Raw genomic sequence first — 24,903 nt, forward strand, 5'->3', positions numbered from 1 at the left:
AAGACGGGATTTGGGCGTGTCAGGGAAAATTTCAAAAGATCGCAGCCTTCGGCAGCTCCTACAGGGAAACGCATTGCAAATGTAGGAGCTGCCGAAGGCTGCGATCTGTTCAGGTGCTGTAATCATCCGCTAGTCTTGCTGAACCCTGGAAGGAGCCGTCCAATGTTTGAATCCGCTGAAATCGGTCACGCCATCGACAAAGACACTTACGAGGCGGCCGTCCCTGCGCTGCGTGAAGCCTTGCTGGAAGCGCAGTTCGAGTTGCAGCAGCAGAAACGCTTTCCGGTGATCATCCTGATCAACGGCATCGAAGGGGCGGGCAAGGGCGAGACGGTCAAGCTGCTCAATGAATGGATGGATCCGCGCCTGATCGAAGTGCGCACCTTCGACCAGCAAACCGATGAAGAACTGGCGCGGCCACCGGCCTGGCGCTACTGGCGGATGCTGCCGGCCAAGGGGCGGATGGGCGTGTTCTTCGGCAACTGGTACAGCCAGATGCTCCAGGGCCGGGTGCATGGGCTGTTCAAGGATCCGCGTCTGGACCAGGCCATCGCCGGCGCTGAGCGTCTGGAAAAGATGCTCTGCGATGAAGGCGCGTTGATCTTCAAGTTCTGGTTTCACCTGTCCAAGAAGCAGATGAAAGCGCGGCTCAAATCGCTGGCCGACGACCCGTTGCACAGTTGGCGCATCAGTCCGCTGGACTGGCAGCAATCGCAGACCTACGACAAGTTCGTCAAATACGGCGAGCGGGTGTTGCGCCGCACCAGCCGCGATTACGCGCCGTGGCATGTCATCGAAGGTGCCGATGCCAATTACCGCAGCCTGGCGGTGGGCAAGATTCTCCTCGAAGGCCTGCAAAACGCGCTCAAGCGTGCCGACGTCAATCCTCACGAAGTCAGTGCCGCGCCGCTGGGTACGCCGGTCGATCAGTTGAACCTGCTCGACAGCCTCGACCTGACGCAGCGTCTGGACAAGAAAGACTATGAAGAGCAACTGATCACCGAGCAGGCGCGCCTGTCCGGGCTGATGCGCGACAAACGCATGCGTCGCCATGCGCTGATCGCGGTGTTCGAGGGTAACGACGCGGCGGGCAAGGGCGGGGCGATTCGCCGCGTGGCAGCGGCGCTCGATCCGCGTCAGTACAGCATCGTCCCGATTGCCGCACCGACCGAGGAAGAGCGCGCACAACCGTATCTGTGGCGGTTCTGGCGACACCTCCCGGCGCGGGGCAAATTCACCGTGTTCGACCGCTCGTGGTACGGGCGGGTGCTGGTCGAGCGGATCGAGGGCTTCTGCACCCCGGCCGACTGGCTGCGCGCCTACGGCGAAATCAATGACTTCGAAGAGCAACTGGCCGATGCCGGCGTCATCGTGGTCAAGTTCTGGCTGGCGATCGACAAGGACACGCAGATGGAGCGCTTTCAGGAGCGCGAGGAGATTTCCTTCAAGCGCTTCAAAATTACCGAGGACGACTGGCGCAATCGGGAAAAGTGGGACGACTATCGCCGGGCGGTCGGCGACATGGTCGATCGCACCAGCACCGAGATCGCGCCATGGACGCTGGTCGAAGCCAACGATAAACGCTGGGCACGGGTGAAAGTGTTGCGCACGATCAACCGCGCGCTGGAAGACGCGTTCGAGAAATCCGACAAGAAGGCCAAAAAGCACAAGGACTGAAGCGATGGCCGCGCATACGCCGGGTGAATGATCCTCGCGGTCGGCAAGAAGGTGGACTTATGCTCAAGTCCACTTTCAACCTACAACAACAATGAGGTATGCCATGCGTGAAGTGGTGATCGTCGACAGCGTGCGGACCGGCCTGGCCAAATCCTTTCGCGGCAAGTTCAACCAGACCCGCCCCGATGACATGGCGGCCCACTGCGTCAATGCGCTGCTGACCCGCAACGATATCGACCCGGCCAGCGTCGAGGACTGCATCGTCGGCGCCGGCTCCAACGAGGGCGCGCAGGGCTACAACATCGGCCGCAACGTCGCGGTACTGTCGCGCCTGGGCACCGGCACCGCCGGCATGACCCTCAACCGTTTCTGCTCGTCGGGTTTGCAGGCGATCGCGATTGCCGCCAACCAGATCGCCTCCGGTTGCAGCGACATCATCGTCGCCGGCGGCGTCGAGTCGATCAGCCTGACCCTGAAGAGCGTCAACACCGATCACCTGATCAACCCGCTGCTCAAGCAACAGACTCCCGGCATCTACTACACCATGGGCCAGACCGCCGAAGTGGTGGCACGACGTTATGGTGTCAGTCGTGAGGCGCAGGATCGTTATGCTCTGCAAAGCCAGATCCGTACCGCGCAGGCCCAGGCTGCCGGTCTGTTCGACGATGAAATCGTGCCGATGGCGGTGAAATACCGCGTCGAGGACAAGCACAGCGGCGAAGTGCAGATTGTCGACGGCGTCGTCGAGCGCGACGACTGCAACCGCCCGGACACCACCTACGAAAGCCTTGCCGGACTGAAACCGGTGTTCGCCGACGACGGTTCGGTGACGGCGGGCAATTCCTCGCAGCTGTCCGACGGTGCGTCGATGACACTGGTGATGAGTCTGGACAAAGCGCTGGAGCTGGGGCTCAAGCCGAAGGCGTTTTTCCGTGGCTTCACCGTCGCCGGTTGCGAGCCGGACGAAATGGGCATCGGCCCGGTGTTCTCGGTGCCGAAACTGCTCAAGGCCAAGGGCCTGCAAGTGGCGGATATCGATCTGTGGGAATTGAACGAGGCGTTTGCTTCGCAGTGCCTGTACAGCCGCGACCGGCTGGAGATCGACAACGACAAATACAACGTCAATGGCGGCTCGATTTCCATCGGCCACCCGTTCGGCATGACCGGCTCGCGTCAGGTCGGGCATTTGATCCGGGAATTGCAGCGGCGCAACCTGCGTTACGGCATCGTCACCATGTGCGTGGGCGGCGGCATGGGAGCGAGCGGGTTGTTTGAGGCGGTGCGCTAAAGGATTGGTTGCCCGTTCAGGCCCCTTCGCGAGCAGGCTCGCTCCCACAGGTGATCGCATTCCCCTGTGGGAGCGAGCCTGCTCGCGAAGGCAGCGCCACGGTTCAGCGGCTGGAATCCCGCCGTTGCATCCGCGCTATATAAGCCTGAATCTCCCGCTCGATCACCTGACCGTCAAACGGCCCCTCAAGGGTATTTTCCCGGGTGCTGAAATACAGCTCGCCATTGACCCGACATATGCGGTCGCTGCGAAAACGGGTGGCGGGGGCGCTGTCCTCGGCGCGCATGGCGTACATGTCGGTCTCCATGATTAATGCGCTGAAAAGTCTGCAATCAGCTTATGCCTGAAGCACTTGGTGCGCCTGCCCGGCCGATCAACGGCGGCGCGCCGGTTTACTGCTGCGACCTGCACAGTTTCATTCGCGGCCTGCCGGCAACTGTCCCTGTGTTGTGCGCAGTTGGACGCCTAGAATGAGTGTCCTTGTCAGCAGGCTTCTGGGGTTCGCATGCACATTTCATCGGGGCGCTGGGTGTACGGACTGTTCCTGGCGCTGCTGACCGCTTTTCTGTGGGGCATCCTGCCGATCAAGCTCAAACAGGTATTGCAGGTGATGGACCCGGTCACGGTGACCTGGTTTCGCCTGATGGTGTCCGGTGGCTGCCTGTTCATCTATCTGGCGTCGGTAAAGCGCCTGCCAAGTCGCAAGGTGCTCGGGCCGAAGGGGGGCTGGCTGGTGCTGATGGCGGTACTGGGGCTGGTCGGCAATTACGTGTTGTACCTGATGGGCCTCAACCTGCTCAGCCCCGGCACCGCGCAATTGGTGGTGCAAATGGGGCCGATCATGCTGCTGATCGCCAGTCTGTTCGTGTTCAAGGAGCGCTTCAGCATTGGCCAGGGCATCGGCTTGCTGGTGTTGCTGATCGGCTTCGGCCTGTTCTTCAATCAGCGCCTGGCCGAGCTGCTGACCTCGCTGTCCGACTACACCGCCGGCGTGCTCTTGGTGCTGCTGGCGTCGACGGTCTGGACCTTCTATGCGCTGGGCCAGAAGCAATTGCTCACGGTGTGGAATTCGTTGCAGGTGATGATGGTGATCTATCTGTTCTGCGGGCTATTGCTGACGCCGTGGGTGCATCCGCTTGAAGCGCTGAACCTGAGCCCGTTGCAGGGCTGGCTGTTGCTGGCGTGCTGCATGAACACCTTGATCGCCTACGGCGCATTCGCCGAAGCGCTGGCGCACTGGGAAGCCTCGCGAGTCAGCGCGACGCTGGCGATCACGCCGTTGGTGACATTCGTTGCGGTGGCGATTGCGGCGCGGATCTGGCCGGACTACGTGCATGCCGAGCAGATCAATGCGCTGGGCTATGGCGGGGCGGTGCTGGTGGTGCTGGGTTCGGCGCTGGTGGCGTTGGGCCCATCGTTGATTGCCGGGCTCAGGGCGCGGCGGGCCAGGGTTGTGCCAGGCTGACGATCGGCGGCGCCTGTATTCGCGAGCAGGCTCGCTCCCACTTTGCAATGCAATTTTCCTGTGGGAGCGAGCCTGCTCGCGAAGACGGACTTTCAGGCGCTACATGACTCAGCCCTTGGCCCCGGCCTCGATCATGTTCTCCGGGCGCACCCAGGCATCGAACTCTTCATCAGTCAGATAACCCAGCTGCAACGCCGCCTCACGCAAAGTCAGCCCTTCGCTGTAAGCCTTCTTGGCGATCTCCGCCGACTTGTCATAACCGATGTGCGGGTTCAGCGCGGTCACCAGCATCAGCCCACGTTCCAGATGCTTGGCCATGACCTCCGCATCCGGCTCGAGCCCGGCGATGCAGTGCTGCTGGAAGTTGCTGCAGCCATCACCAAGCAAACGGATCGATTGCAGCAGGTTGTGGATGATCACCGGTTTGAACACGTTCAGCTGCAAGTGCCCCTGACTGGCGGCAAAACCGATCGCCACGTCATTGCCGAGCACCTGGCAGGCGAGCATCGACAGCGCTTCGCACTGGGTCGGGTTGACCTTGCCGGGCATGATCGAACTGCCCGGTTCGTTGGCCGGCAGCTTCACTTCAGCAAAACCTGCGCGAGGACCTGAGCCCAGCAGACGCAGGTCGTTGGCGATCTTCATCAAGGCCACGGCGAGGGTTTTCAGCGCACCTGAAAGCGTTACCAGCGGTTCATGACCGGCCAGTGCAGCGAACTTGTTCGGCGCGGTGACGAACGGCAAACCGGACAGCGCGGCCAGCTCGGCGGCAATCGCCTCGCCGAAGCCGTGCGGCGAATTCAGCCCGGTGCCGACCGCAGTGCCGCCCTGCGCCAGTTCGCAGACCGCCGGCAGCGCGGCGCGGATGGCGCGCTCGGCATAATCCAGTTGCGCGATGAAGCCGGACAATTCCTGACCGAAGGTGATCGGCGTCGCGTCCATCATGTGCGTGCGCCCGGTCTTCACCAGTTTCATGTGCCGTGCCGCCAGTTCAGCGAGGCCGCCGGACAGCTCGGCAATCGCCGGCAGCAGTTGTTCCTGCACCGCTTTGGCGGTGGCGATGCTCATGGCGGTGGGGAAGCAGTCGTTGGAACTTTGCGAGCGATTGACGTGATCGTTCGGGTGCACCGGCGACTTGCCGCCGCGCGGGTTGCCGGCCAGTTCGTTGGCGCGACCGGCGATCACTTCGTTGACGTTCATGTTGCTCTGGGTACCGCTGCCGGTCTGCCAGACCACCAGCGGGAACTGCTCGTCATGCTCGCCGGCGAGCACTTCATCGGCGGCCTGTTCGATCAGGCGAGCGATGTCGGCGGGCAGGTCGCCGTTGCGGTCGTTGACCCGTGCGGCGGCTTTCTTGATCAGCGCCAGGGCGTGCAGCACCGGTAGCGGCATGCGTTCCTGACCGATTGCGAAGTTGATCAGCGAGCGTTGCGTCTGAGCACCCCAGTAAGCGTCGTCCGGGACCTCGATCTGGCCCAGGCTGTCGGTTTCGATACGGCTCATCGTGCACACTCCTGTTGGTCTGTTGGCGCAATTTAGGCCGGCATCGGCCCGGGTGGTTCCATCGGCTCGATTGTTGACCGCAAAACCCCGCCAATCAAGCGCGGCAAGGGCCGGGGGTTGAGCCATAGCGATTGTTAGGCGCAGAATGGTCGCCCTTGGGGTTCGACCTCGCTTTGCTTAAAGGAAACTCGATGACTCGTCTTCGCGCCATCTGTACCGCGGTTGCACTGGTTTGCGCCAGCGGCCAGGTGCTTGCCGATACCGCCAGCCACAACGCCAGTGCCGAAGCTTTCCTGACGCTGGCTCACGCTGACAAGCTGGGTACCCCGGTGTACATGCAAGTGCAGCAAATGTTCGCCCAGCGCTTTGAACAGACCAAAGCCCCTGAGTCGAAGAAAGCCGTGCTCGAAACCTACCAGGCCAAGGCCAACGCCGCGCTGGACCAGGCCATCGGCTGGAACAAGCTCAAGCCCGACATGGTCAAGCTCTACACCAGCAACTTCAGCGAATCCGAGCTGAAAGATCTGGTTGCCTTCTACCAGTCGCCACTGGGCAAGAAAGTCCTGGAAAAAATGCCGCAGCTGACCCAGCAGTCGGCGCAGATGACCCAGGGCAAACTGGAAAGCGCGGTGCCAGTGGTCAACAAGCTGCTCGACGACATGACCAAAGAGCTGACCCCGGCCGCGGCGCCAGCCAAGAAGAAGTAAGCGGAGTTCGTGATGACCATGCAACAACGCATCGAATCGACGCTGGCCCTGTTACAGCCTGAGCACCTGCAAGTGCTCGACGAAAGCCACATGCACAGTCGCGGGTCTCAGACCCACTACAAGGCGGTGGTGGTCAGCGCGCAGTTCGAAGGCCTGAACCGGGTCAAGCGCCACCAGAAAGTCTACGGCACGCTCGGCGAGCTGATGGGCGAGTTCCATGCGTTGGCGCTGCACACCTACACCCCGCAGGAATGGGCAGAGATCGACGGCGCTCCGGCGTCGCCGACCTGTGCCGGCGGTAGCAAACATTAAGATCAAAAGATCGCAGCCTTCGGCAGCTCCTACAGGGCACAGCCGCAGGCGGTGATGTTTTTTGCTAGAATCCGCAACGCGCCGCTTAGCCGGCGCGTTTTTTATTGAATCCGGTTCACCCTTTGCGAGGGTAGCCACCTGGAGAAATACCCATGACACAACCGATTGTCGTGGCGGCACTGTACAAGTTCGTCACCCTCGAAGATTACGTTGACCTGCGCGAGCCACTGCTGCAAGCGATGGTCGACAACGGCATCAAAGGCACTCTGCTGATCGCCGAAGAAGGCATCAACGGCACGGTTTCCGGCAGCCGCGAAGGCATTGACGGTCTGCTCGCCTGGCTCAAGAACGATCCGCGCATGGTCGACATTGACCACAAGGAATCGTACTGCGACGAACAGCCGTTCTATCGCACCAAGGTCAAGCTGAAGAAAGAGATCGTCACCCTCGGTGTCGAAGGCGTTGACCCGAACAAAAAGGTCGGCACTTACGTCGAGCCGCAAGACTGGAACGCGCTGATCAGCGACCCGGAAGTGCTGCTGATCGACACGCGCAACGACTACGAAGTGTCGATCGGTACCTTCGAAGGCGCCATCGATCCGAAAACCACCAGTTTTCGCGAGTTTCCCGACTACATCAAAGAACACTTCGACCCGGCCGTGCACAAGAAGGTCGCGATGTTCTGCACCGGCGGCATTCGCTGCGAGAAAGCCTCGAGCTACATGCTCGGCGAGGGTTTCGAAGAGGTTTACCACCTCAAGGGCGGCATCCTGAAGTACCTCGAAGAGGTGCCGCAGGAAGAAACCAAATGGCGCGGCGACTGCTTCGTCTTCGACAACCGCGTCACCGTGCGTCACGACCTGACGGAAGGCGACTACGATCAATGTCATGCCTGCCGCACGCCGGTCAGCGTTGAAGATCGCGCCTCCGAGCATTACGTCGCCGGCATCAGTTGCCCGCATTGCTGGGACAAGCTCAGCGAGAAGACCCGGCGCAGCGCCATCGATCGGCAAAAGCAGATCGAACTGGCCAAGGCACGCAATCAGCCGCACCCGATCGGCTACAACTATAAGCAAGCATCTTCCGAGGCTTAATCATGTCTGCGCGCCTGCTCTATGTGATGGATCCGATGTGTTCATGGTGCTGGGGGTTTGCTCCGGTGGCCAAGGCACTGGTCGAGCAGGCGCAGGCAGCCGGGGTCGAGCTGCATCTGGTGGTCGGCGGTCTGCGCACCGGCAGCGGTTCGGCGCTGGAGCCGACCACGCGGCGCTACATTCTCGAGCACTGGCAAGCGGTCACCGAGGCCACCGGCCAGCCGTTCAAGTTCGACGGCGCGTTGCCTGACGGTTTTGTCTACGACACCGAGCCTGCCTGTCGCGCCATTGTCACCGCGCGCAGTCTGGCGCCGGATTGCGCGTGGACATTGGTCGGGCTGATCCAGCAGGCGTTTTACGCCGAAGGTCGCGATGTCACCCAGGCCAGCGTGCTGGTCGAGTTGGCGGAGCAGGCCGGTGTGCCGCGTATCGAATTCGCGGCGTTGTTCGATCATGCCGATCAGCACAAGGCGACCCAGGCCGATTTCACCTGGGTCCAGGATCTGGGCATCGCCGGTTTTCCGACCCTGCTGGCCGAGCGCAACGGGCAACTGGCGCTGCTGACCAACGGTTATCAACCGCTCAGCGAGCTGTCGCCGTTGCTCGGCCGCTGGCTGGAGCGCGCGGCCTGTGTCTGACCGCGCCGATGACACGCCAGCCGTAGAGCGTGTCGACCGGCTGAGCTGGGCTGAAGTCCGGCGTCTGGCACTGCATCACAAGAAATCCCTGTGGATCGCCAACGGCGTGGCCGTGCTGGCGACGCTGTGCAGCGTGCCGATCCCGTTGCTGCTGCCGTTGCTGGTCGACGAAGTGCTGCTCGGCCACGGCGATGCCGCACTGAAAGTCATGAATCATTTTCTGCCAAGCATGTGGCAGCAGGCGGCGGGTTATATCGGCCTGATGTTGGTGGTGACCCTGACCTTGCGTTGCAGCGCCCTGTGTTTTGGCGTGTTGCAGTCGCGGCTGTTTGCGCGCCTGGCCAAGGACATCGTCTACCGCATTCGCGTACGCCTGATCGAGCGGCTCAAGCGCATTTCCCTTGGTGAATACGAAAGCCTCGGCAGCGGCACAGTGACCACGCACCTGGTCACCGATCTGGATACCCTCGATAAATTCGTCGGCGAAACCCTCAGCCGCTTCCTCGTCGCGATGCTGACCCTGGTCGGCACCGCCAGCATCCTCATGTGGATGCACTGGAAGCTGGCGCTGCTGATTCTGCTGTTCAACCCGTTGGTGATCTACGCCACGGTGCAGCTCGGCAAACGCGTCAAACACCTGAAAAAACTCGAGAACGACAGCACCTCGCGCTTCACTCAGGCGCTGAGCGAAACTCTCGATGCGATTCAGGAAGTGCGCGCCGGCAATCGTCAGGGCTATTTCCTCGGACGCCTCGGTGTGCGCGCGCAGGAAGTGCGCAACTACGCAGTCAACTCGCAGTGGAAAACCGACGCCTCGAACCGCGCCAGTGGTTTGCTGTTCCAGTTCGGCATCGACATCTTCCGCGCGGCGGCGATGCTCACCGTGCTGTTTTCCGACCTGTCGATCGGGCAGATGCTCGCGGTGTTCAGTTACCTGTGGTTCATGATCGGCCCGGTCGAACAGCTGCTCAATCTGCAATACGCCTATTACGCGGCGGGCGGTGCGCTGACGCGGATCAATGAACTGCTGGCGCGTGCCGACGAGCCGCAGTATCCCGGCGGCGTCGATCCGTTCAAGGGGCGCGACACCGTCGGCATCGAGGTGCAAGGCCTGAGCTTCGGTTACGGCGACGAGCTGGTTCTGGATCAGATGAACCTGTCGATCCTGCCCGGCGAAAAAGTCGCGATTGTCGGGGCGAGCGGCGGCGGCAAAAGCACCTTGGTGCAGTTGCTGCTGGGTCTGTACACGCCAGCGGCCGGGACCATCCGCTTCGGCGGATCGACCCAGCAGGAGATTGGCCTGGAGACGGTGCGCGAGAACGTCGCGGTGGTGCTGCAGCATCCGGCGCTGTTCAACGACAGCGTGCGCGCCAACCTGACCATGGGCCGCATGCGTAGCGACGAAGCCTGCTGGCAGGCGCTGGAAATCGCGCAAATGGCCGCGACCATCCGCGCGCTGCCCGATGGCCTCGACAGCATCGTCGGGCGTTCCGGCGTGCGTTTGTCCGGCGGCCAGCGCCAGCGTCTAGCGATTGCGCGGATGATTCTCGCCGAGCCGAAAGTGGTGATTCTCGACGAAGCCACCTCGGCCCTCGACGCTGCCACCGAGTACAACCTGCACCAGGCGATGGCGAAGTTTCTCCATGGCCGCACCACGCTGATCATTGCCCATCGCCTGTCGGCGGTGAAGCAGGCCGACCGCGTACTGGTGTTCGACGGCGGGCAGATCGCCGAGGACGGCGACCATCGCCAGCTGATCGCCGACGGCGGTCTGTACGCCAAGCTCTACGGCAACTTGCAACAGCACTGATCGAAACCCTCGCCGACCTGTCAGAGGTTCTGCGCGCGGTATAACGCCGCGCCTTGCCTTGAACGAGAACCCCACCTAGTCTCGTCATAGCGAATTCGCCCGGAAGGCGAGCGGGCAGTGCTCATGCAAGGAATCTCATGAAGCAAAAGCAGACTCTGGGAACACCACGGTTGTTGGGTATCGTCTGGCCCTTTATTGCTGTCGTGGTGTTCCAGGCATTACTGGGGGGCGTGAGCCTTTACGTGCTTTCGGCCGTGCGTGGCTACGTAGCTGGCGAAAGCCTGTGGTCCAAGGGCCAGAAAGACGCCATCTATTACCTCAACCTCTACGCCGACAGCCGCGACGAGGCGATCTACCGCAAATACCTGACGGCGATCGCCGTGCCCCAGGGCGGGCACCAATTGCGCCTGGCACTGGATCGTCAGCCGCCTGATCTGCAAGCGGCGCGCGAAGGCATTCTCAAGGGCGGTAATCATCCGGACGATGTCTCCAGCGTCATCTGGCTGTACCTCAATTTTCGCCACTACAGTTATCTGGAAACCGCGATCGATCGCTGGACGATTGGCGATGCCTATCTCGACCGATTGCACGAAGTCGCGCAGGAGATGCACCAGGGCATTGCGCAGAACCAGGCCAGCCCGGGCGATGTGCAGCGCTGGAAGTTACAGATCTTCGCCATCAACGATGCAGTCACCCCAGCGGCCAGGGCCTTCAGCGATGCCTTGGGCGAAGGCTCGCGGGTGATCATGCGCCTGCTGTTGTTCACCAACCTGGCCACCGCGCTGGGTCTGATCGCGCTGGCGCTGTGGCGCACGCACAAACTGCTCAGGCAACGGCATGAATTTGCCCAGGCGCTGCAACTGGAGAAGGATCGCGCGCACATCACCTTGCAATCGATTGGCGATGGCGTGATCACCACCGACGTCAACGGCGCGATCGATTACATGAACCCCGCCGCCGAGGCCATGACGCACTGGAAGGCCGAGCAGGCGGCGGGGCTGCCGTTGTCGGCGCTGTTCAACCTGCTTGACGATAACGCTCAGACCGAAGGGCTGACGTTGATCGAGCACATTCTCAGTGGTCAGCTCAGCGGCGGCAGCGAACATTCCAAGCTGATCCAGCGGCTGGACGGCAGCACCCTGTCGGTGACCCTGGTCGGCGCGCCGATCCGCAATGCCGGGAATGTCAGCGGCACGGTGCTGGTGCTGCACGACATGACTCAGGAGCGGCAATACATCGCCAATCTGTCCTGGCAGGCGACCCACGATGCGCTGACCGGTCTGGCGAACCGCCGCGAATTCGAATATCGCCTCGAACAGGCCTTGCACAACCTGACACGCCAGCCCGGCCGGCATGCCCTGATGTTCCTCGATCTGGACCAGTTCAAACTGGTCAACGACACCTGTGGTCATGCGGCGGGCGATGAACTGCTGCGGCATATCTGCACGCTGTTGCAATCAGACTTGCGCGAGGGCGACACCCTGGCGCGACTGGGCGGCGACGAATTCGGGATTTTGCTCGAGAACTGCCCGCCGGACATCGCGGAGAAGATTGCCGAAAGCCTGCGTCAGACCGTGCAGAATCTGCATTTTGTCTGGAAAGGACGGCCGTTCCTGACCACCGTCAGTATTGGCCTGGTGCATGTCGCGCAGAATCCGACCACTCTCGAAGCCTCCCTGCGTGCGGCGGACATGGCTTGCTACATGGCCAAGGAAAAGGGCCGCAACCGCGTGCAGGTCTATCATGCGGACGACTCCGAACTGTCCATGCGCTTCGGTGAAATGGCTTGGGTGCAACGGCTGCACATGGCGCTGGAAGAAAACCGCTTTTGCCTTTATGCCCAGCAGATCGCGCCGCTCAAGCCGCAACCCGGCCAGGCCGGACACATCGAAATTCTCCTGCGCCTGCATGATGAATCCGGACGAATGATTTTGCCTGACAGCTTTATTCCGGCGGCGGAGCGTTATGGTTTGATGACCCAGTTAGATCGCTGGGTAGTTCAAAACGTTTTCAAGGTTATTGCCCAGTGTATTGAACAGGAACATGAACTTCCTTTGGCAATGTGTGCGATTAATCTGTCAGGCATTACTATAGGAGATGACGCGTTTTTGCACTTCCTGCGGGAACAGTTTGTTAACTACGCTATACCGCCTGAAATGATTTGTTTTGAAATTACCGAAACCAGTGCAATTGCAAACCTTGGCAGTGCAATTCGTTTTATCAATGAACTCAAAGGCTTAGGTTGTCACTTTTCTCTGGATGACTTTTGTGCCGGAATGTCTTCATTCGCTTACTTGAAACATTTGCCTGTAGACTTCCTGAAGATCGACGGGAGTTTCGTAAAGGATATGCTGGACGACCCGATTAATCGGGCAATGGTCGAAGTGATCAATCACATCGGTCATGTTATGGGTAAGCAGACAATTGCCGAGTTTGTTGAAACTAACCAGATCGAACAGGCGTTGCTTGAAATAGGTGTGGATTACGCTCAGGGGTATGTCATCGAGCGTCCGCAGTTGTTTACCTGTGACAGTTTGCAAAGTCGTCCTGCCAGACCGCAGCCGTTGTTGTTCAAAGCGCCTGGCACGTTCCGTTGAAGTCTCTCGCCGATCCTTGCCATCACAACTCAAAAGGAGCCGAACAGTGATCGACACATTCAACCGAACCGGACCCCTCATGGAAGCTGCAAGTTATCCTGCCTGGGCGCAACAGCTCATCAAGGATTGCAGCGAGAGCAAGCGCCGGGTTGTCGAACATGAACTTTATCAGCGCATGCGTGACAACAGACTCAGCGCGAAAACCATGCGCCAGTACCTGATCGGTGGCTGGCCGGTGGTCGAGCAGTTTGCCTTGTACATGGCGCAGAACCTCACCAAGACCCGCTTTGCCCGCCATCCCGGCGAAGACATGGCGCGGCGCTGGCTGATGCGCAACATCCGCGTCGAACTCAATCACGCCGATTACTGGATGCATTGGAGTCGCGCCCATGGCGTCAGCCTCGAAGATCTCCAGGCCCAGCAAGTGCCGCCGGAGCTGCACGCGCTGAGTCACTGGTGCTGGCACACCAGCTCGGCGGATTCGCTGATCGTGGCGATTGCCGCGACCAACTATGCGATCGAGGGGGCGACCGGGGAGTGGTCAGCGGTGGTCTGCTCGACCGGGGTCTACGCCGCGGCGTTCCCGGAAGAAGATCGCAAACGCGCGATGAAGTGGTTGAAGATGCATGCCCAGTACGACGACGCTCATCCGTGGGAAGCGCTGGAAATCATCTGCACCCTGGCCGGCATGAACCCGAGCAAGGCTTTGCAGGCGGAATTGCGGCAGGCGATCTGCAAGAGTTATGACTACATGTACCTGTTTCTGGAGCGGTGCATGCAGCTGGAGACTTCGGAGCGCTTGCTGGTCAACCGCGAGCGCCGGACCGTAGCCGAAAGCTGATCGAACTGTGGGAGCGAGCCTGCTCGCGATAGCGGTGGGTCATGCAACGAATCGTTGTCTGACACTCCCTCTTCGCGAGCAGGCTCGCTCCCACAATGATTTTTAGCCGGCCATCGCCAGCCGGTTCCGCCCCTCGCGCTTTGCGACATATAACGCACTGTCGGCCCGGCGCAGCAAGCTGTCTGCCGACTCGCCCGGCAACAACGTCGAGCATCCCAGGCTCACGGTGATCTCGATCAACTGGCCATCGGCAAAATATTCCTCTGACTGCGTCGCCTGGCGCAAACGCTCGCCAACCATCGCCGCCGCTTCGCGACCGGTGTTGGACAGCAGGATCAGAAACTCTTCGCCGCCATAACGGAACACCATGTCGACGTTGCGCAGTTGCGCCTTGATCGACGCGGCAATGGCTCTGAGCACGTCATCACCGGCGCCATGCCCGTGGTCATCATTGACCCGTTTGAAGTGGTCGATGTCGAGCATCAGCACCGACAGCGGTTGCGCATGACGGCGCGACATGTCGATCTCGCGCTGCAAGGTCTGCTCCATGGCTACCCGGTTGCCAGCACCGGTCAACGGGTCGCGCAAGGCACTCTGGGTCGCGGCGCGATAGAGCAGGGCGTTGCGCATCGGGTACAGCAGGCAGGACAGTAACGACTCGAGGTCGCCCTGTTCCTTGTCGTTGAAACGCTGATTGCGGCGGAAGACCAGTTCGCCCATGTGCTCGCCTTCGTGGCTCAGGATGTAGCTGACCGAGTGGTGGCCGCGTGTGCCGAACTCCAGGCGCAAGTCACTGGCCTGATGCACATAGCTGAGCGCGTCCAGCGGCACCAGGCGTTGAATTTCGCGAAAGAACAGGCCAAGGATGCGCTGTGGCTCAAGGCTGGTTTGCAGTTGCAGGCTCATTTGCTGACGCAGTTGCGCCAGGCTGGTCGGGCGCTCGATCAGCGCCGGTAGTTGACCGAAGCCCAGGCGCTGCAATTTGGCACTGTCAAAGTCAATTGCATGGGTCTGGGAAGGAGATTTCATATGGCGTGAGCCCCTAAGCAGTAAGTCTGTCTTACAGGCTGGGTGAGAGCGGCTATGGGCTGCGCGTCGTACTGATCCATCAGTCCCGTAGGACGTTTGGCGTAAGTTTAGTCTGCCGCAAGACGATCAGTCAGCTATCGAAATCGGCGTTTGCCCCATGGCCATCACACGGCATGTTTTGAGGGAATTTAGAGCGAAAGGCGTGCCATTCGGTTCGATTTTATTTAAAGCTTTTCGAATCAATGACTTGCTGGCGAATGCCAAGCAGCCGCGCTGGGTTTTTGGCGGCTGTGTGACGGTTATGAGCGGCAATGGCTTGCCGCGACAGCATTCTGCCGCGGCAACAAATGCGACGTATGGCGTTATTGGGCGTTGAACGCCTGGCCATTAACGCCTGCGCTGTCGGGGCCCATCAGGTACAGATACACAGGCATGATCTCTTCCGGTGTCGGGTTGTTCAGCGGATTTTCCCCCGGATACGCCTGCGCGCGCATGCTGGTGCGCGTGCCGCCCGGGTTGATGCTGTTGGAGCGTACCGGCGCAACGCCTTCCACTTCATCGGCCAGGGTTTGCATCAGGCCCTCGGTGGCAAATTTCGACACACCGTAAGCGCCCCAGTACGCGCGACCCTTGCGCCCGACGCTGCTCGAGGTGAACACCACCGAAGCATCTTGCGAGAGCTTGAGCAGCGGCAGCAGGGTGCTGGTCAGCATGAACATCGCGTTGACGTTGACCTGCATGACACGCATGAAGTTCTCGCCGGACAGTTGCTCGATCGGCGTGCGCGGGCCGATGATCGAAGCGTTGTGCAGCAGGCCGTCAAGATGGCCGAACTCGGTTTCGATCATCGCCGCCAGCTCATCATATTGATGGGGCAGGGCGGTCTCGAGGTTGAACGGGATCACCGCCGGTTGCGGGTGGCCCGCTGCTTCGATTTCGTCGTAGACCTCGGTCAGATTGGCTTCGGTCTTGCCCAGCAGCAGCACGGTGGCACCGTGGGCGGCATAGGTTTTCGCCGCAGCCGCACCAATGCCACGGCCGGCACCGGTGACCAGAATGACCCGATCCTTGAGCAATTCAGGGCGAGCGGTGTAATCAAACATAAAAACCTCATAGTCCATTTCATGAAGACCTGCTTCACCCAGTGGCGAGGGGATTTATCCCCGTTCGGCGGCGAAGCCGTCGCAAAACCTGTGTGTCACATCGCCTGGATAAAAGCGGGGGCCGCTTCGCAGCCCGGCGGGGATAAATCCCCTCGCCACACAGGGAATTTGCAACAGTCAGGTCAGCAACTGCACAGCGCGCTATCGAGCACCTTGCGCAACTCCAGCGGGTGATCTACCACCACGTCCGCGCCCCAGTGCCGTGGGTTGTCGTCCGGGTGGATATAGCCGTAAGTCACCGCAGCGGTTTTGGTGCCGGCATCGCGGCCCGATTCGATATCGCGCAGATCATCGCCGATAAACAGCACGGTCGACGGATCCAGATCAAGCATCTTGCAGGCGAGGATCAGCGGCTCCGGATCCGGCTTGCTGTTCTTCACATGATCCGGGCAGATCAGCAGCGCCGAACGCTCGGCCAGCCCCAGACGCTGCATGATCGGCTCGGCGAAACGCAACGGTTTGTTGGTGACCACGCCCCAGATCAGGTTGGCCTTTTCGATGTCAGCGAGCAGTTCGCCCATGCCGTCGAACAGCTTGCTGTGCACTGCGCAGCCGACCAGATAGCGCTCGAGAAACTCCAGACGCAGCTCCTCAAAGCCCGGCGATTCCGGATCCATCGAGAACGTCACCGCGACCATGGCCTTGGCGCCGCCGGAAATTTCGTCGCGGATGTGCTTGTCGTTGATCGGCGGCAGACCGCGATCGACGCGCATCGCCTGGCAGATGGCGATGAAGTCCGGCGCGGTGTCGAGCAGGGTGCCGTCCATGTCGAAAAGTACCGCTCTGATGGCCATCGGCTTATTCCTCGCGCAGGGTCTGGATCATGTAGTTGACGTCAACGTCGTTGGCCAGCTTGTAGTGCTTGGTCAGCGGGTTGTAGGTCAGGCCGATGATGTCCTTGACGGTCAGGCCAGCCATGCGGCTCCACGCGCCGAGCTCGGAGGGGCGGATGAATTTCTTGAAGTCGTGGGTGCCGCGCGGCAGCAGCTTCATGATGTATTCGGCGCCGATGATCGCGAACAGATACGCCTTCGGGTTGCGGTTGATGGTCGAGAAGAACACCTGGCCGCCCGGCTTGACCATGCGGAAACAGGCGCGGATCACCGACGATGGATCCGGCACGTGCTCGAGCATTTCCAGGCAGGTGACCACATCAAACTGCTCGGGCATTTCGTCGGCGAGGGCTTCGGCGGTGATCTGCCGGTATTCGACGCTGACCCCGGATTCCAGCTGATGCAGTTGTGCGACCGCCAGCGGCGCTTCGCCCATGTCGATGCCCATCACGGTGGCGCCGCGCTGAGCCATGGCTTCGCTGAGGATGCCGCCGCCGCAACCGACGTCGAGGACTTTCTTGCCGGCCAGATTGACTCGTTCGTCGATCCAGTTGACCCGCAGCGGGTTGATGTCGTGCAGCGGCTTGAATTCGCTTTCACGGTCCCACCAGCGATGGGCAAGGGCCTCGAATTTGGCGATTTCGGCGTGGTCGACGTTGCTCATGTTAAATCCTCTAAAACTTGAAAAAGGCTGTAGCCGCGGATATTGCGCCGCGGTGTTTACGATTCGGTGTGGCCGCTGATGCGCTGGCCCCAGTGGCGGGCGGTCTCGCCCAGCTGTTGTTCGTCCATGCGGGTCAGGCGCCGGTCGTCGAGCAGTTGCTTGCCGGCAACCCACAGGTGTTTCACGCAATCACGCCCGGTCGCATAGATCAGCTGCGACACCGGGTCATACACCGGTTGCTGCGCCAGGCCGGACAGGTCGAAAGCGACGATGTCTGCGGCTTTGCCGATCTCCAGCGAGCCGACCTGCGCCTCGATCCCCAGCGCACGGGCGCCATTGAGAGTGGCCATGCGCAAGGCGCGATGAGCGTCCAGCGCCGTGGCAGAACCGGCAACGGCTTTGGCCAGCAGGGCGGCGGTGCGGGTTTCGCCGAGCAGGTCCAGATCATTGTTGCTCGCCGCGCCATCGGTGCCGACGGCAACGTTCACCCCAGCCTGCCACAAACGTTCGACCGGGCAGAAGCCGCTGGCCAGTTTGAGGTTGGATTCCGGGCAGTGGATCACGCTGCTGTTGCTTTCTACCAGCAGCGCGAGGTCGTCATCGCTGATCTGGGTCATGTGCACCGCCTGGAAGCGCGGGCCGAGCAGGCCAAGGCGGCCCAGGCGCGCCAGTGGCCGTTCGCCGGTCTGCTCGACGGCCTGCTGCACTTCGAATGCGGTTTCATGCACATGCATATGGATCGAAGCGTCCAGCTCCTCGGCGATCACCCTGATTTTCTCCAGGTTCTCATCACCAACGGTGTAGGGTGCGTGAGGGCCGAAAGTAATCTTGATGCGTTCGTGATGCTTGAGATCCCCGAACAATTCGACGCCCTGACGAATGGCTTCGTCGGCACTGCTGGCGCCGGGGATCGGGAAATCGAGGATCGGAATGGCGATCTGCGCACGGATACCGCTGTTGTGTACGCGCTCGCTGGCGACTTTCGGGAAGAAATACATGTCAGAGAAGCAGGTGATGCCGCCCTTGATCTGCTCGGCGATGGCCAGATCGGTGCCGTCGCGGACGAAATCCTCATCGACCCATTTGCCTTCGGCCGGCCAGATGTGGTTTTCCAGCCAGGTCATCAGCGGCAGATCGTCAGCCAGGCCACGGAACAGCGTCATCGCCGCGTGGCCGTGGGCATTGATCAGTCCCGGCGCCAACAGAACATCCGGCAGTTCACGGATTTCTGTCGCGTTACACTTCAACGCTTCGGCCCGTGGGCCGATAAATACGATGCAACCGTCACGGATGCCCAGGCCGTGCTCCTTGAGCACCACGCCTGCAGGTTCGACGGGGACCAGCCAGGTCGGCAGCAATAACAGGTCGAGCGCAATGGCAGGTTTCGGCATCGAGGGTCGGTTCCAGTGCTTTTGTAAAGGATGGCGAAGTATACCCGAGCGTCTTCGCGGGGGGATCGCTATAATCGGCGGCTTTTGTTCATGAGTGCGGGGTGTGGGATGCGCGATCGACTGTTGGCTGCGGAGAAAGTAAAGGCCATCGATTGGCGTGATGGCGCGCTGCACCTGCTGGATCAGCGTATTTTGCCGTTCGAGGAAACCTGGATCGCCTACACCAGCGCCGCCGGCGTGGCCGAGGCGATTCGCTCGATGGTCGTGCGCGGCGCGCCGGCTATTGGCATCAGTGCGGCTTATGGCATCGTCCTCGCGGCGCGGGCGCGGATTGCCGAGGGCGGCGACTGGTACACGGCACTGGAAGAGGATTTCGCGCTGTTGGCAGATTCGCGTCCGACCGCGGTCAATCTGTTCTGGGCGCTGGGCCGCATGCACGATCGCCTGGATCGCCTGAAAAGCAACGCCGATCCGCTGGCGGCGCTGGAAGCCGAAGCTATCGCCATTCATGAAAGCGACCGCGAGGCCAACCTGACCATGGCGCAGCTTGGCGTCGATCTGATTCGCAAGCATCAGGGCAACGCTCAAGCCATCCTGACCCACTGCAACACCGGCGCGCTGGCCACCGGTGGGTTCGGAACTGCGCTGGGAGTGATCCGCGCGGCTTATATAGAAGGCATGGTCGAACGCGTCTATGCCGACGAGACCCGGCCGTGGCTGCAGGGCTCGCGGCTGACCGCGTGGGAACTGGCCAACGAAGGCATCCCGGTGACCCTGAATGCCGACTCCGCTGCCGCGCACATCATGAAAACCAAAGGCGTGACCTGGGTGATCGTCGGCGCTGACCGCATCACCGCCAATGGCGACGTGGCGAACAAGATCGGCACCTATCAACTGGCGGTCAACGCCATGCACCACGGCGTGCGCTTCATGGTGGTGGCGCCGAGTTCGACCATCGACATGAACCTCGCCAGCGGCGATGACATCCCGATCGAAGAGCGTGATGGCGCCGAACTGCTTGAAGTTGGCGGTAAACGCGTCGGTGCCGATGTTGAAGCGTTCAACCCGGTGTTTGATGTCACCCCGGCGGATCTGATCGACGCGATCGTCACCGAGAAAGGCATCGTCGAACGCCCGGACACCGCGAAAATGGCCCAGCTGATGTGCCGCAAGCGTTTGCATTGAAAGGATGGAAGAAAACCTGGTCATGACAGTACGGGCTTCGGATCGCAGCCAGTACTGTCATGAATAGGGAGGTGCAGACGCGTCGGCTGACATTTTTTGCAGCCGTCAGCGCATTACTTGAACGACCAGCGTTTATGTCCCAAATAGCTGGTAAACACTGGAACTATGATGCCGACCGCATGAGCGATCTCGTTGGCAAAAAGTGTGATTCCCATCGCGGGAAGTAAATAGTGTGCAAGCCCCAGGCTGATCAACCAGGTTTGTGCCACCGCGACGAGATTCACCAGTATGAAAAAAAACGCCGATCGGTGCGTTGATTGGCTACTGTCGCGGAACACAAAAAGCCTGGCCAGTACAAACGCCGTAATCATCCCGGTGATGTAAGCCAGAATGACAGCTGTCGAAAAGTCGAACCAAAGGCTGTAGAGCAGTCTGGAGCAAAAGTTGACGGCGGCAGCGGTGCCGCCCGTCACAAGAAACGCCAGGAACTGCCGGCTCATCAGTGTTTCTTTCACTCTGCAGCATCCTTGGCCATTTTTCGCCCGAAATCGATACTTTCAGAGATGCCTCGATCTTCAGGGTAGTAATAAGACGTGTCCGCGACCCATAGACCCGTTACCGGTAACTGTACCGGTGGCAACCGATCGAGATAGCCAGGATCACAGATGGGTTGGGCGTAACGGTAGCGGCTGGCATAAATATCAATGAAGTCATCATCGGTCAGTGCCGGATTGATTTTCTTTAGATATCGACGAACTTTATCCAGGAACACTTCGTTAGGTTCCTGAAATTTTGGATGCTCGCCCGGTACGTAGAAAGGCACATAGACAATGTGTTCTTCCATCGGACGTAAGTTGCTGTATTCGACCAGCCCTGGAATATCCATTTCAGGGTCATTGGTGTTTAGCCAGAAGTTCTCTGTCAATGCCTTGCGCAATTTTACAATGACACACACTACCGCGATATTTTTCAGCGCCTTGAAACGCTGCAATATCTCGTCAGGCAGATCGGGCATGACTTTTGGCACGTAAGGTAGCGGAATGGTGCTGATGACTTTGTCGAATGGCTCGACCATGCCCTCAACCTCGACGCCTTTTACCGCGCCATTTTCGATCACTACTCGAGTGACTGGGGCTTTCAAGCGGATTTCACCACCGTGTTGGCGAATATCCTGTGCCAGCGCATTCAGCAGTGTTTCCGATCCGCCCTCCAGATAGCCCAGTTTCTCCTTGAAAAGGCTGTACCGGGATCTGCCAATGCGGCGAATGCGGCTCCAGATCCAAGCCGCGGAGAGGTTGCCAGTGTGGTCATAGAACTTATAGTCGAACAGGCGACGCCAAAGCACTTCCCACGCTTCGTTACCCACCCAGCGCTTGATCCAGCCAGTCGCTTCAACATTGTCCAGCGGCTTCCAGTCGTTGCGCTTGGTTGACAGAAACGCATGCAGACCGTAACGGAATTTGGCTGTCAGGCTCAGTCCTTTGAACTTCAGCAGCGCGATTGGGTTGCCCCAGGCCTGAAGTCGGTTCTGATACCAGTAGCCCATTTTGGTTTCGGTCCAGCGCATTTCCCCAGCCAGGCCCAGTTCGTCCAGAACTTTAAGAAAGGCGTGGTCGGAAATGCAGTGGAAGTGATAGTAGCGCTCAATACTCAGGCCCGAAAAATCGAAGGGCGCGGTCATCCCGCCTACACGGTCATCGGCTTCGAAAATGACGGGTGTATGGCCATCGCGTGCCAACTGATAGGCCACGGCCAATCCCATTGGGCCTGCACCAAGAACGGCAATTCGTTGCGCCATGCTTAAAACTCCAAAACAACTTTGCTGTACTTCGGATCATTGAAGGTTTCGTTCACGGCCGCAGCGAATGGGGTATAGGGCACGTTAAACGTACCGGGCCAATCGTTGACTTCGAACTCGTCTTTCGCGCTGAGAGATGCCAGCTGCTGTGTGGTAAACGGTGGGTTTTTGTCAAACAGGCTCCACGTCCAGATAAGGCCGTAAAAAATGCTGTAAGGTATTTTCGCAATAATGGTTTTAGCGTGTGTGGCGCGCTTTATTTCACGGATGATATCGATGTAATCAATTTTCTCATGGCCAGAGATATTGAATATTCCGTCATGAACTCGCTGTTCGATGCAACTGATGATGACATTGCAGAAGTCACCCACATACAGGGGCTGGCGCATATAACGGCCGTGGCCCGGGATCGGAAATACCGGAACCTTTTTCATGAAGCGGGACAGCCAGCCCAGATGCTTGCGGTCAAACCAGCCAAACATCAGCGTCGGCCGAAGTATCGGGCACGCAATGCCGCTGGCCAGAACCATTTGTTCCTGGTCTTTCTTTGTATTGGTATAAAAATCATCAGCCACGGATTCAACGACCGAGGAGCTGATATGTACCAGGTACGGGATGCTGTTGGTCTTGATCGCGTCAAGGATCAGGCGTGTTGCGTCCACATTATTGTGGACGAAGTCGCTGTAGTCGTTGCCGCCGATCTGTGCTTGCAGCATGACCACTACATCTGCCCCGATAAAATACTCTTGCCAGTCTCCTGGCGTGGAAAGGTCGGCAAGTACCGTGGTGATTTCCGGCTGTACCTGTTTGAGGATTTCCAGGTTCTTGACATGTTTGTCGATGACCACGATATTTTCGTAGCCCTTCGCTTTCAGGCGTGCGACCAGGTTTTGCCCAACGAGGCCAGCGCCGCCCGGAAGGATGATCCGCTCTTTGAGATTAATACTGGTCATTTTTTATTAACCTGAAGTTCTTTGCTGAATTGGCAAACCTGCATTTGTTGATCCACGACTCGTTCGACACCAACGGTATATTTTCCGGACAAGGTCGAGGTGTCGATGATTCTTCCAAAACCCGCATTGACTATGTCTCGGCGGTTGAACAAGTCGCCCACACCGTAGTAGTAGGATTGCACCGCGTTGTAGTACTTCACGGCTCCATTCGCGTCGGTCAGCGTTATGTAGACCTGCGACGGGATTGTATTCTGCGAACCATCAATCGTTGTCCAGCCTTTGAACTGAACAGTGTCAGGCGTCTTGCTCGTCGTATCGCCTACATAGTCCAGATTACCTTGGCAGTCTGTCTTTACCTTCGGCAAATCAAGGCCGATGGTTTTCTCGGGGAAGGCGACAATGCAGTTCCAGACTTCAGCAGCTTTCCATTGAGTGCCGTTGTGCTTCCAGTCAACCAGTTGGCGCACGGTGGGTACCGGCGCTTCGGGACAGGAGGAAATCGCGCCCAGAGGCAGGCCGCCCAGATAGGCTTCTGGCGTATTGATGACTTTGTTCAGGTTGCGGAACCGATCCGGTACGGTGAAGGATTTATGTTCGGCATAGTAGGCGATCGAGGAACTCCAGTCATTGCCATACACCACAAGCCCTTCGTCATGAGACATGTTCCTTTTAAGCGCCTCACCCAGCATCAGATCCCGAGAGTTGCCGATGTTGAGATCTTCATGAACCTTATTGAAATAGTCATTGGCGAAGGCGCCGTAGTTGTTCAGTACCAAGGCGAGGAAAACAATTGCCGAGATCACTGTCCGGCGTGCTCCCTCCAGACCCTCGGCAACGGCGACTGCCAGAGCGAATATGAGGAAAATGACATTGGCGGACTGGTAGTAGGTGTGCACAAGGTGGAGATTGGTGAAGATAAACAGAGGCAATATGCCCAGTGCACAGGCTGCAACGATAATGAATTTCAGCTTATTGCTTTTCGACAGAAGCAAAGCGCCCAGGATGATTGCAATGCCGAATATGCCCGACAGGTTACCCTTGATAATTCTCGACCAGATGACATCAGAGTAGAGCGGCATGGAGAGGCGCTGTGTCAGTGTTCCCCAGTTCCACGCAGACAGGCTTTGAGAGGTAATGCTCATCCCGAATTCATTTTTGGATTTAATGATATCGGTGTAGAACGTCCAACCGTAGCCAATGACAATCGGCAGCGCGAACAGGGTGACCGCCCAGATAATATTTTTGACGGAAATTGCGCCGATGATGCTCTTGTTTCTGTCAATTTCGTAAAACAGGAAGACGAAGGCAAGCACCGCGAGCACCGGCAAACCGGTTGTCGCTTTCTGAAGAATGGCCAGCGAAATGCAGACGAAAAAGCCTGCTGCCGCCCATTTTCCTTTTGCGTTGAGGAAGTCCAGAAAGTACTTGATCGCAAGAACGGCAAAGAACAGCGCCATTGTCTCGATCATGAATGTTCTGCCCCAGAACAGATAGATGGGGCTGGAAAAAAGCAGGCCAACAAATAGATAGAAGCTGCTTCGGCTCAGCTTGAGCGATTTGCAAATTTCGTTGACGGGGTAGAGACAAAGGACCAGGAAGGCAAAAGAAACCAGTCTTCCGGTTTTGCCAAGATCACTGTCAAGCAGCTGAGAAATAAACGCAACGATCGCTTGGTAGAGCGGGAATTCGAAAGGGATCGACCAGGGTGCACCGGAAACCGGAGTTTCATAGGCAAGTTTGTAGCCTTCCTGAATAAACCAGAAAGAGGTCAAGGCTGTTTGTGTTTGTCTGAAGCCAAAGAGCTCAATCAGCGGTTGTCCGGCGTAATTCAGGGCTATGTAAAATGCATAGACTAGCGTTGCCAGGCTGATTAACTGTATGCCGCGTATTGACGATAAATATTGACTTGAAAGTTTATAAAACTTCAAGGTGTCACCCCATTTCGAAAAAAATTA

23 protein-coding genes are annotated in these 24,903 nt (G+C 59.1%); 12 read left to right on the top strand and 11 right to left on the bottom strand.

Annotated elements, in window-relative coordinates; all coding sequences use genetic code 11:
• Positions 1-162: 162 nt before the first annotated feature.
• Both pap and AB4N48_RS05555 read left to right on the top strand, forming a co-directional pair.
• Entirely contained in the window at positions 163-1,677 is a 1,515-nt protein-coding gene (gene pap, locus AB4N48_RS05550; protein ID WP_252868071.1) for a polyphosphate:AMP phosphotransferase, read from the top strand.
• Between the two features lie 103 nt (positions 1,678-1,780).
• Positions 1,781-2,965 (top strand): thiolase family protein, encoded by a 1,185-nt coding sequence (locus AB4N48_RS05555; protein WP_024013885.1) that lies wholly within the window; start codon positions 1,781-1,783, stop codon positions 2,963-2,965.
• Positions 2,966-3,068: 103 nt separating this feature from the next.
• On the opposite strand, the gene AB4N48_RS05560 is transcribed toward AB4N48_RS05555, so the two are convergent.
• Entirely contained in the window at positions 3,069-3,260 is a 192-nt protein-coding gene (locus AB4N48_RS05560) for a DUF6316 family protein (RefSeq protein WP_150637689.1), read from the bottom strand.
• A gap of 210 nt (positions 3,261-3,470) precedes the next feature.
• Here AB4N48_RS05560 and AB4N48_RS05565 point away from each other — a divergent pair, with 210 nt between their 5' ends.
• Positions 3,471-4,430, top strand: a complete 960-nt coding sequence (locus tag AB4N48_RS05565) for a DMT family transporter (RefSeq protein ID WP_186567789.1) — start codon at positions 3,471-3,473, stop codon at positions 4,428-4,430.
• 108 nt (positions 4,431-4,538) lie between these two features.
• Here AB4N48_RS05565 and AB4N48_RS05570 read toward each other — a convergent pair whose 3' ends face one another.
• On the bottom strand, positions 4,539-5,933 hold the full coding sequence (locus AB4N48_RS05570) for a class II fumarate hydratase (protein WP_016770937.1): 1,395 nt from the start codon (positions 5,931-5,933) through the stop codon (positions 4,539-4,541).
• A 191-nt stretch (positions 5,934-6,124) separates the two neighbouring features.
• Here AB4N48_RS05570 and AB4N48_RS05575 point away from each other — a divergent pair, with 191 nt between their 5' ends.
• From AB4N48_RS05575 to AB4N48_RS05605, 7 genes are all read left to right on the top strand, one after another.
• The gene (locus AB4N48_RS05575) at positions 6,125-6,640 is read left to right on the top strand and encodes a DUF2059 domain-containing protein (protein WP_016770936.1); all 516 of its coding nucleotides are present in this window, start codon (positions 6,125-6,127) and stop codon (positions 6,638-6,640) included.
• A gap of 12 nt (positions 6,641-6,652) precedes the next feature.
• A complete protein-coding gene (locus tag AB4N48_RS05580; protein ID WP_016770935.1) occupies positions 6,653-6,952 on the top strand; it encodes a BolA family protein in 300 nt (99 codons plus the stop codon).
• A gap of 152 nt (positions 6,953-7,104) precedes the next feature.
• The gene (gene trhO / locus AB4N48_RS05585) at positions 7,105-8,046 is read left to right on the top strand and encodes an oxygen-dependent tRNA uridine(34) hydroxylase TrhO (RefSeq protein WP_041478261.1); all 942 of its coding nucleotides are present in this window, start codon (positions 7,105-7,107) and stop codon (positions 8,044-8,046) included.
• A gap of 35 nt (positions 8,047-8,081) precedes the next feature.
• The gene (locus AB4N48_RS05590) at positions 8,082-8,684 is read left to right on the top strand and encodes a DsbA family protein (protein ID WP_177180902.1); all 603 of its coding nucleotides are present in this window, start codon (positions 8,082-8,084) and stop codon (positions 8,682-8,684) included.
• Positions 8,677-10,494, top strand: coding sequence for an ABC transporter ATP-binding protein (locus tag AB4N48_RS05595; RefSeq protein WP_252882471.1), 1,818 nt, complete (start codon positions 8,677-8,679; stop codon positions 10,492-10,494). The genes AB4N48_RS05590 and AB4N48_RS05595 overlap by 8 nt, the downstream gene beginning before the upstream one ends.
• A gap of 137 nt (positions 10,495-10,631) precedes the next feature.
• Positions 10,632-13,091, top strand: a complete 2,460-nt coding sequence (locus AB4N48_RS05600) for an EAL domain-containing protein (protein ID WP_041478266.1) — start codon at positions 10,632-10,634, stop codon at positions 13,089-13,091.
• 79 nt (positions 13,092-13,170) lie between these two features.
• Positions 13,171-13,932 carry a TenA family transcriptional regulator gene (locus AB4N48_RS05605; RefSeq protein WP_406226932.1) on the top strand — a complete coding sequence of 254 codons (762 nt, stop codon included), beginning with the start codon at positions 13,171-13,173 and terminating at the stop codon, positions 13,930-13,932.
• A gap of 102 nt (positions 13,933-14,034) precedes the next feature.
• On the opposite strand, the gene AB4N48_RS05610 is transcribed toward AB4N48_RS05605, so the two are convergent.
• The gene (locus tag AB4N48_RS05610; RefSeq protein WP_151552915.1) at positions 14,035-14,961 is read right to left on the bottom strand and encodes a GGDEF domain-containing protein; all 927 of its coding nucleotides are present in this window, start codon (positions 14,959-14,961) and stop codon (positions 14,035-14,037) included.
• 157 nt (positions 14,962-15,118) lie between these two features.
• Between AB4N48_RS05610 and AB4N48_RS05615 the strand changes: the two genes are divergently transcribed.
• The gene (locus AB4N48_RS05615) at positions 15,119-15,337 is read left to right on the top strand and encodes a hypothetical protein (protein WP_156388199.1); all 219 of its coding nucleotides are present in this window, start codon (positions 15,119-15,121) and stop codon (positions 15,335-15,337) included.
• Here the strand turns inward: AB4N48_RS05615 and AB4N48_RS05620 are convergent.
• The 4 genes from AB4N48_RS05620 to AB4N48_RS05635 form a co-directional block, all read right to left on the bottom strand.
• A complete protein-coding gene (locus AB4N48_RS05620; protein ID WP_024013876.1) occupies positions 15,324-16,064 on the bottom strand; it encodes a YciK family oxidoreductase in 741 nt (246 codons plus the stop codon). The two genes, AB4N48_RS05615 and AB4N48_RS05620, sit on opposite strands and share 14 nt — an antisense overlap.
• A gap of 182 nt (positions 16,065-16,246) precedes the next feature.
• Positions 16,247-16,918, bottom strand: a complete 672-nt coding sequence (mupP, locus tag AB4N48_RS05625) for an N-acetylmuramic acid 6-phosphate phosphatase MupP (protein ID WP_056788340.1) — start codon at positions 16,916-16,918, stop codon at positions 16,247-16,249.
• Positions 16,919-16,922: 4 nt separating this feature from the next.
• Positions 16,923-17,621 (bottom strand): bifunctional 2-polyprenyl-6-hydroxyphenol methylase/3-demethylubiquinol 3-O-methyltransferase UbiG, encoded by a 699-nt coding sequence (gene ubiG, locus AB4N48_RS05630; RefSeq protein WP_024013875.1) that lies wholly within the window; start codon positions 17,619-17,621, stop codon positions 16,923-16,925.
• Between the two features lie 56 nt (positions 17,622-17,677).
• Positions 17,678-19,012 carry a TRZ/ATZ family hydrolase gene (locus AB4N48_RS05635; RefSeq protein ID WP_041478271.1) on the bottom strand — a complete coding sequence of 445 codons (1,335 nt, stop codon included), beginning with the start codon at positions 19,010-19,012 and terminating at the stop codon, positions 17,678-17,680.
• 108 nt (positions 19,013-19,120) lie between these two features.
• On the opposite strand from AB4N48_RS05635, the gene mtnA reads away from it, so the two are divergent.
• A complete protein-coding gene (gene mtnA, locus AB4N48_RS05640) occupies positions 19,121-20,197 on the top strand; it encodes an S-methyl-5-thioribose-1-phosphate isomerase (protein WP_406226929.1) in 1,077 nt (358 codons plus the stop codon).
• A 113-nt stretch (positions 20,198-20,310) separates the two neighbouring features.
• Here the strand turns inward: mtnA and AB4N48_RS05645 are convergent, their stop codons facing one another.
• The 4 genes from AB4N48_RS05645 to AB4N48_RS05660 are packed head-to-tail and all read right to left on the bottom strand — an operon-like array spanning position 20,311 to position 24,876.
• Positions 20,311-20,712 (bottom strand): GtrA family protein, encoded by a 402-nt coding sequence (locus AB4N48_RS05645; RefSeq protein ID WP_224787285.1) that lies wholly within the window; start codon positions 20,710-20,712, stop codon positions 20,311-20,313.
• On the bottom strand, positions 20,709-21,995 hold the full coding sequence (locus AB4N48_RS05650) for an NAD(P)/FAD-dependent oxidoreductase (RefSeq protein ID WP_150637697.1): 1,287 nt from the start codon (positions 21,993-21,995) through the stop codon (positions 20,709-20,711). Before AB4N48_RS05650 ends, AB4N48_RS05645 begins: the two co-directional genes overlap by 4 nt.
• 2 nt (positions 21,996-21,997) lie before the next feature.
• Positions 21,998-22,948 carry an NAD-dependent epimerase/dehydratase family protein gene (locus tag AB4N48_RS05655; RefSeq protein ID WP_150637699.1) on the bottom strand — a complete coding sequence of 317 codons (951 nt, stop codon included), beginning with the start codon at positions 22,946-22,948 and terminating at the stop codon, positions 21,998-22,000.
• A complete protein-coding gene (locus AB4N48_RS05660; RefSeq protein WP_150637701.1) occupies positions 22,945-24,876 on the bottom strand; it encodes a phospholipid carrier-dependent glycosyltransferase in 1,932 nt (643 codons plus the stop codon). Before AB4N48_RS05660 ends, AB4N48_RS05655 begins: the two co-directional genes overlap by 4 nt.
• Between the last annotated feature and the right edge of the window lie 27 nt (positions 24,877-24,903).

The organism is Pseudomonas sp. S2_C11 (genome assembly GCF_054668395.1).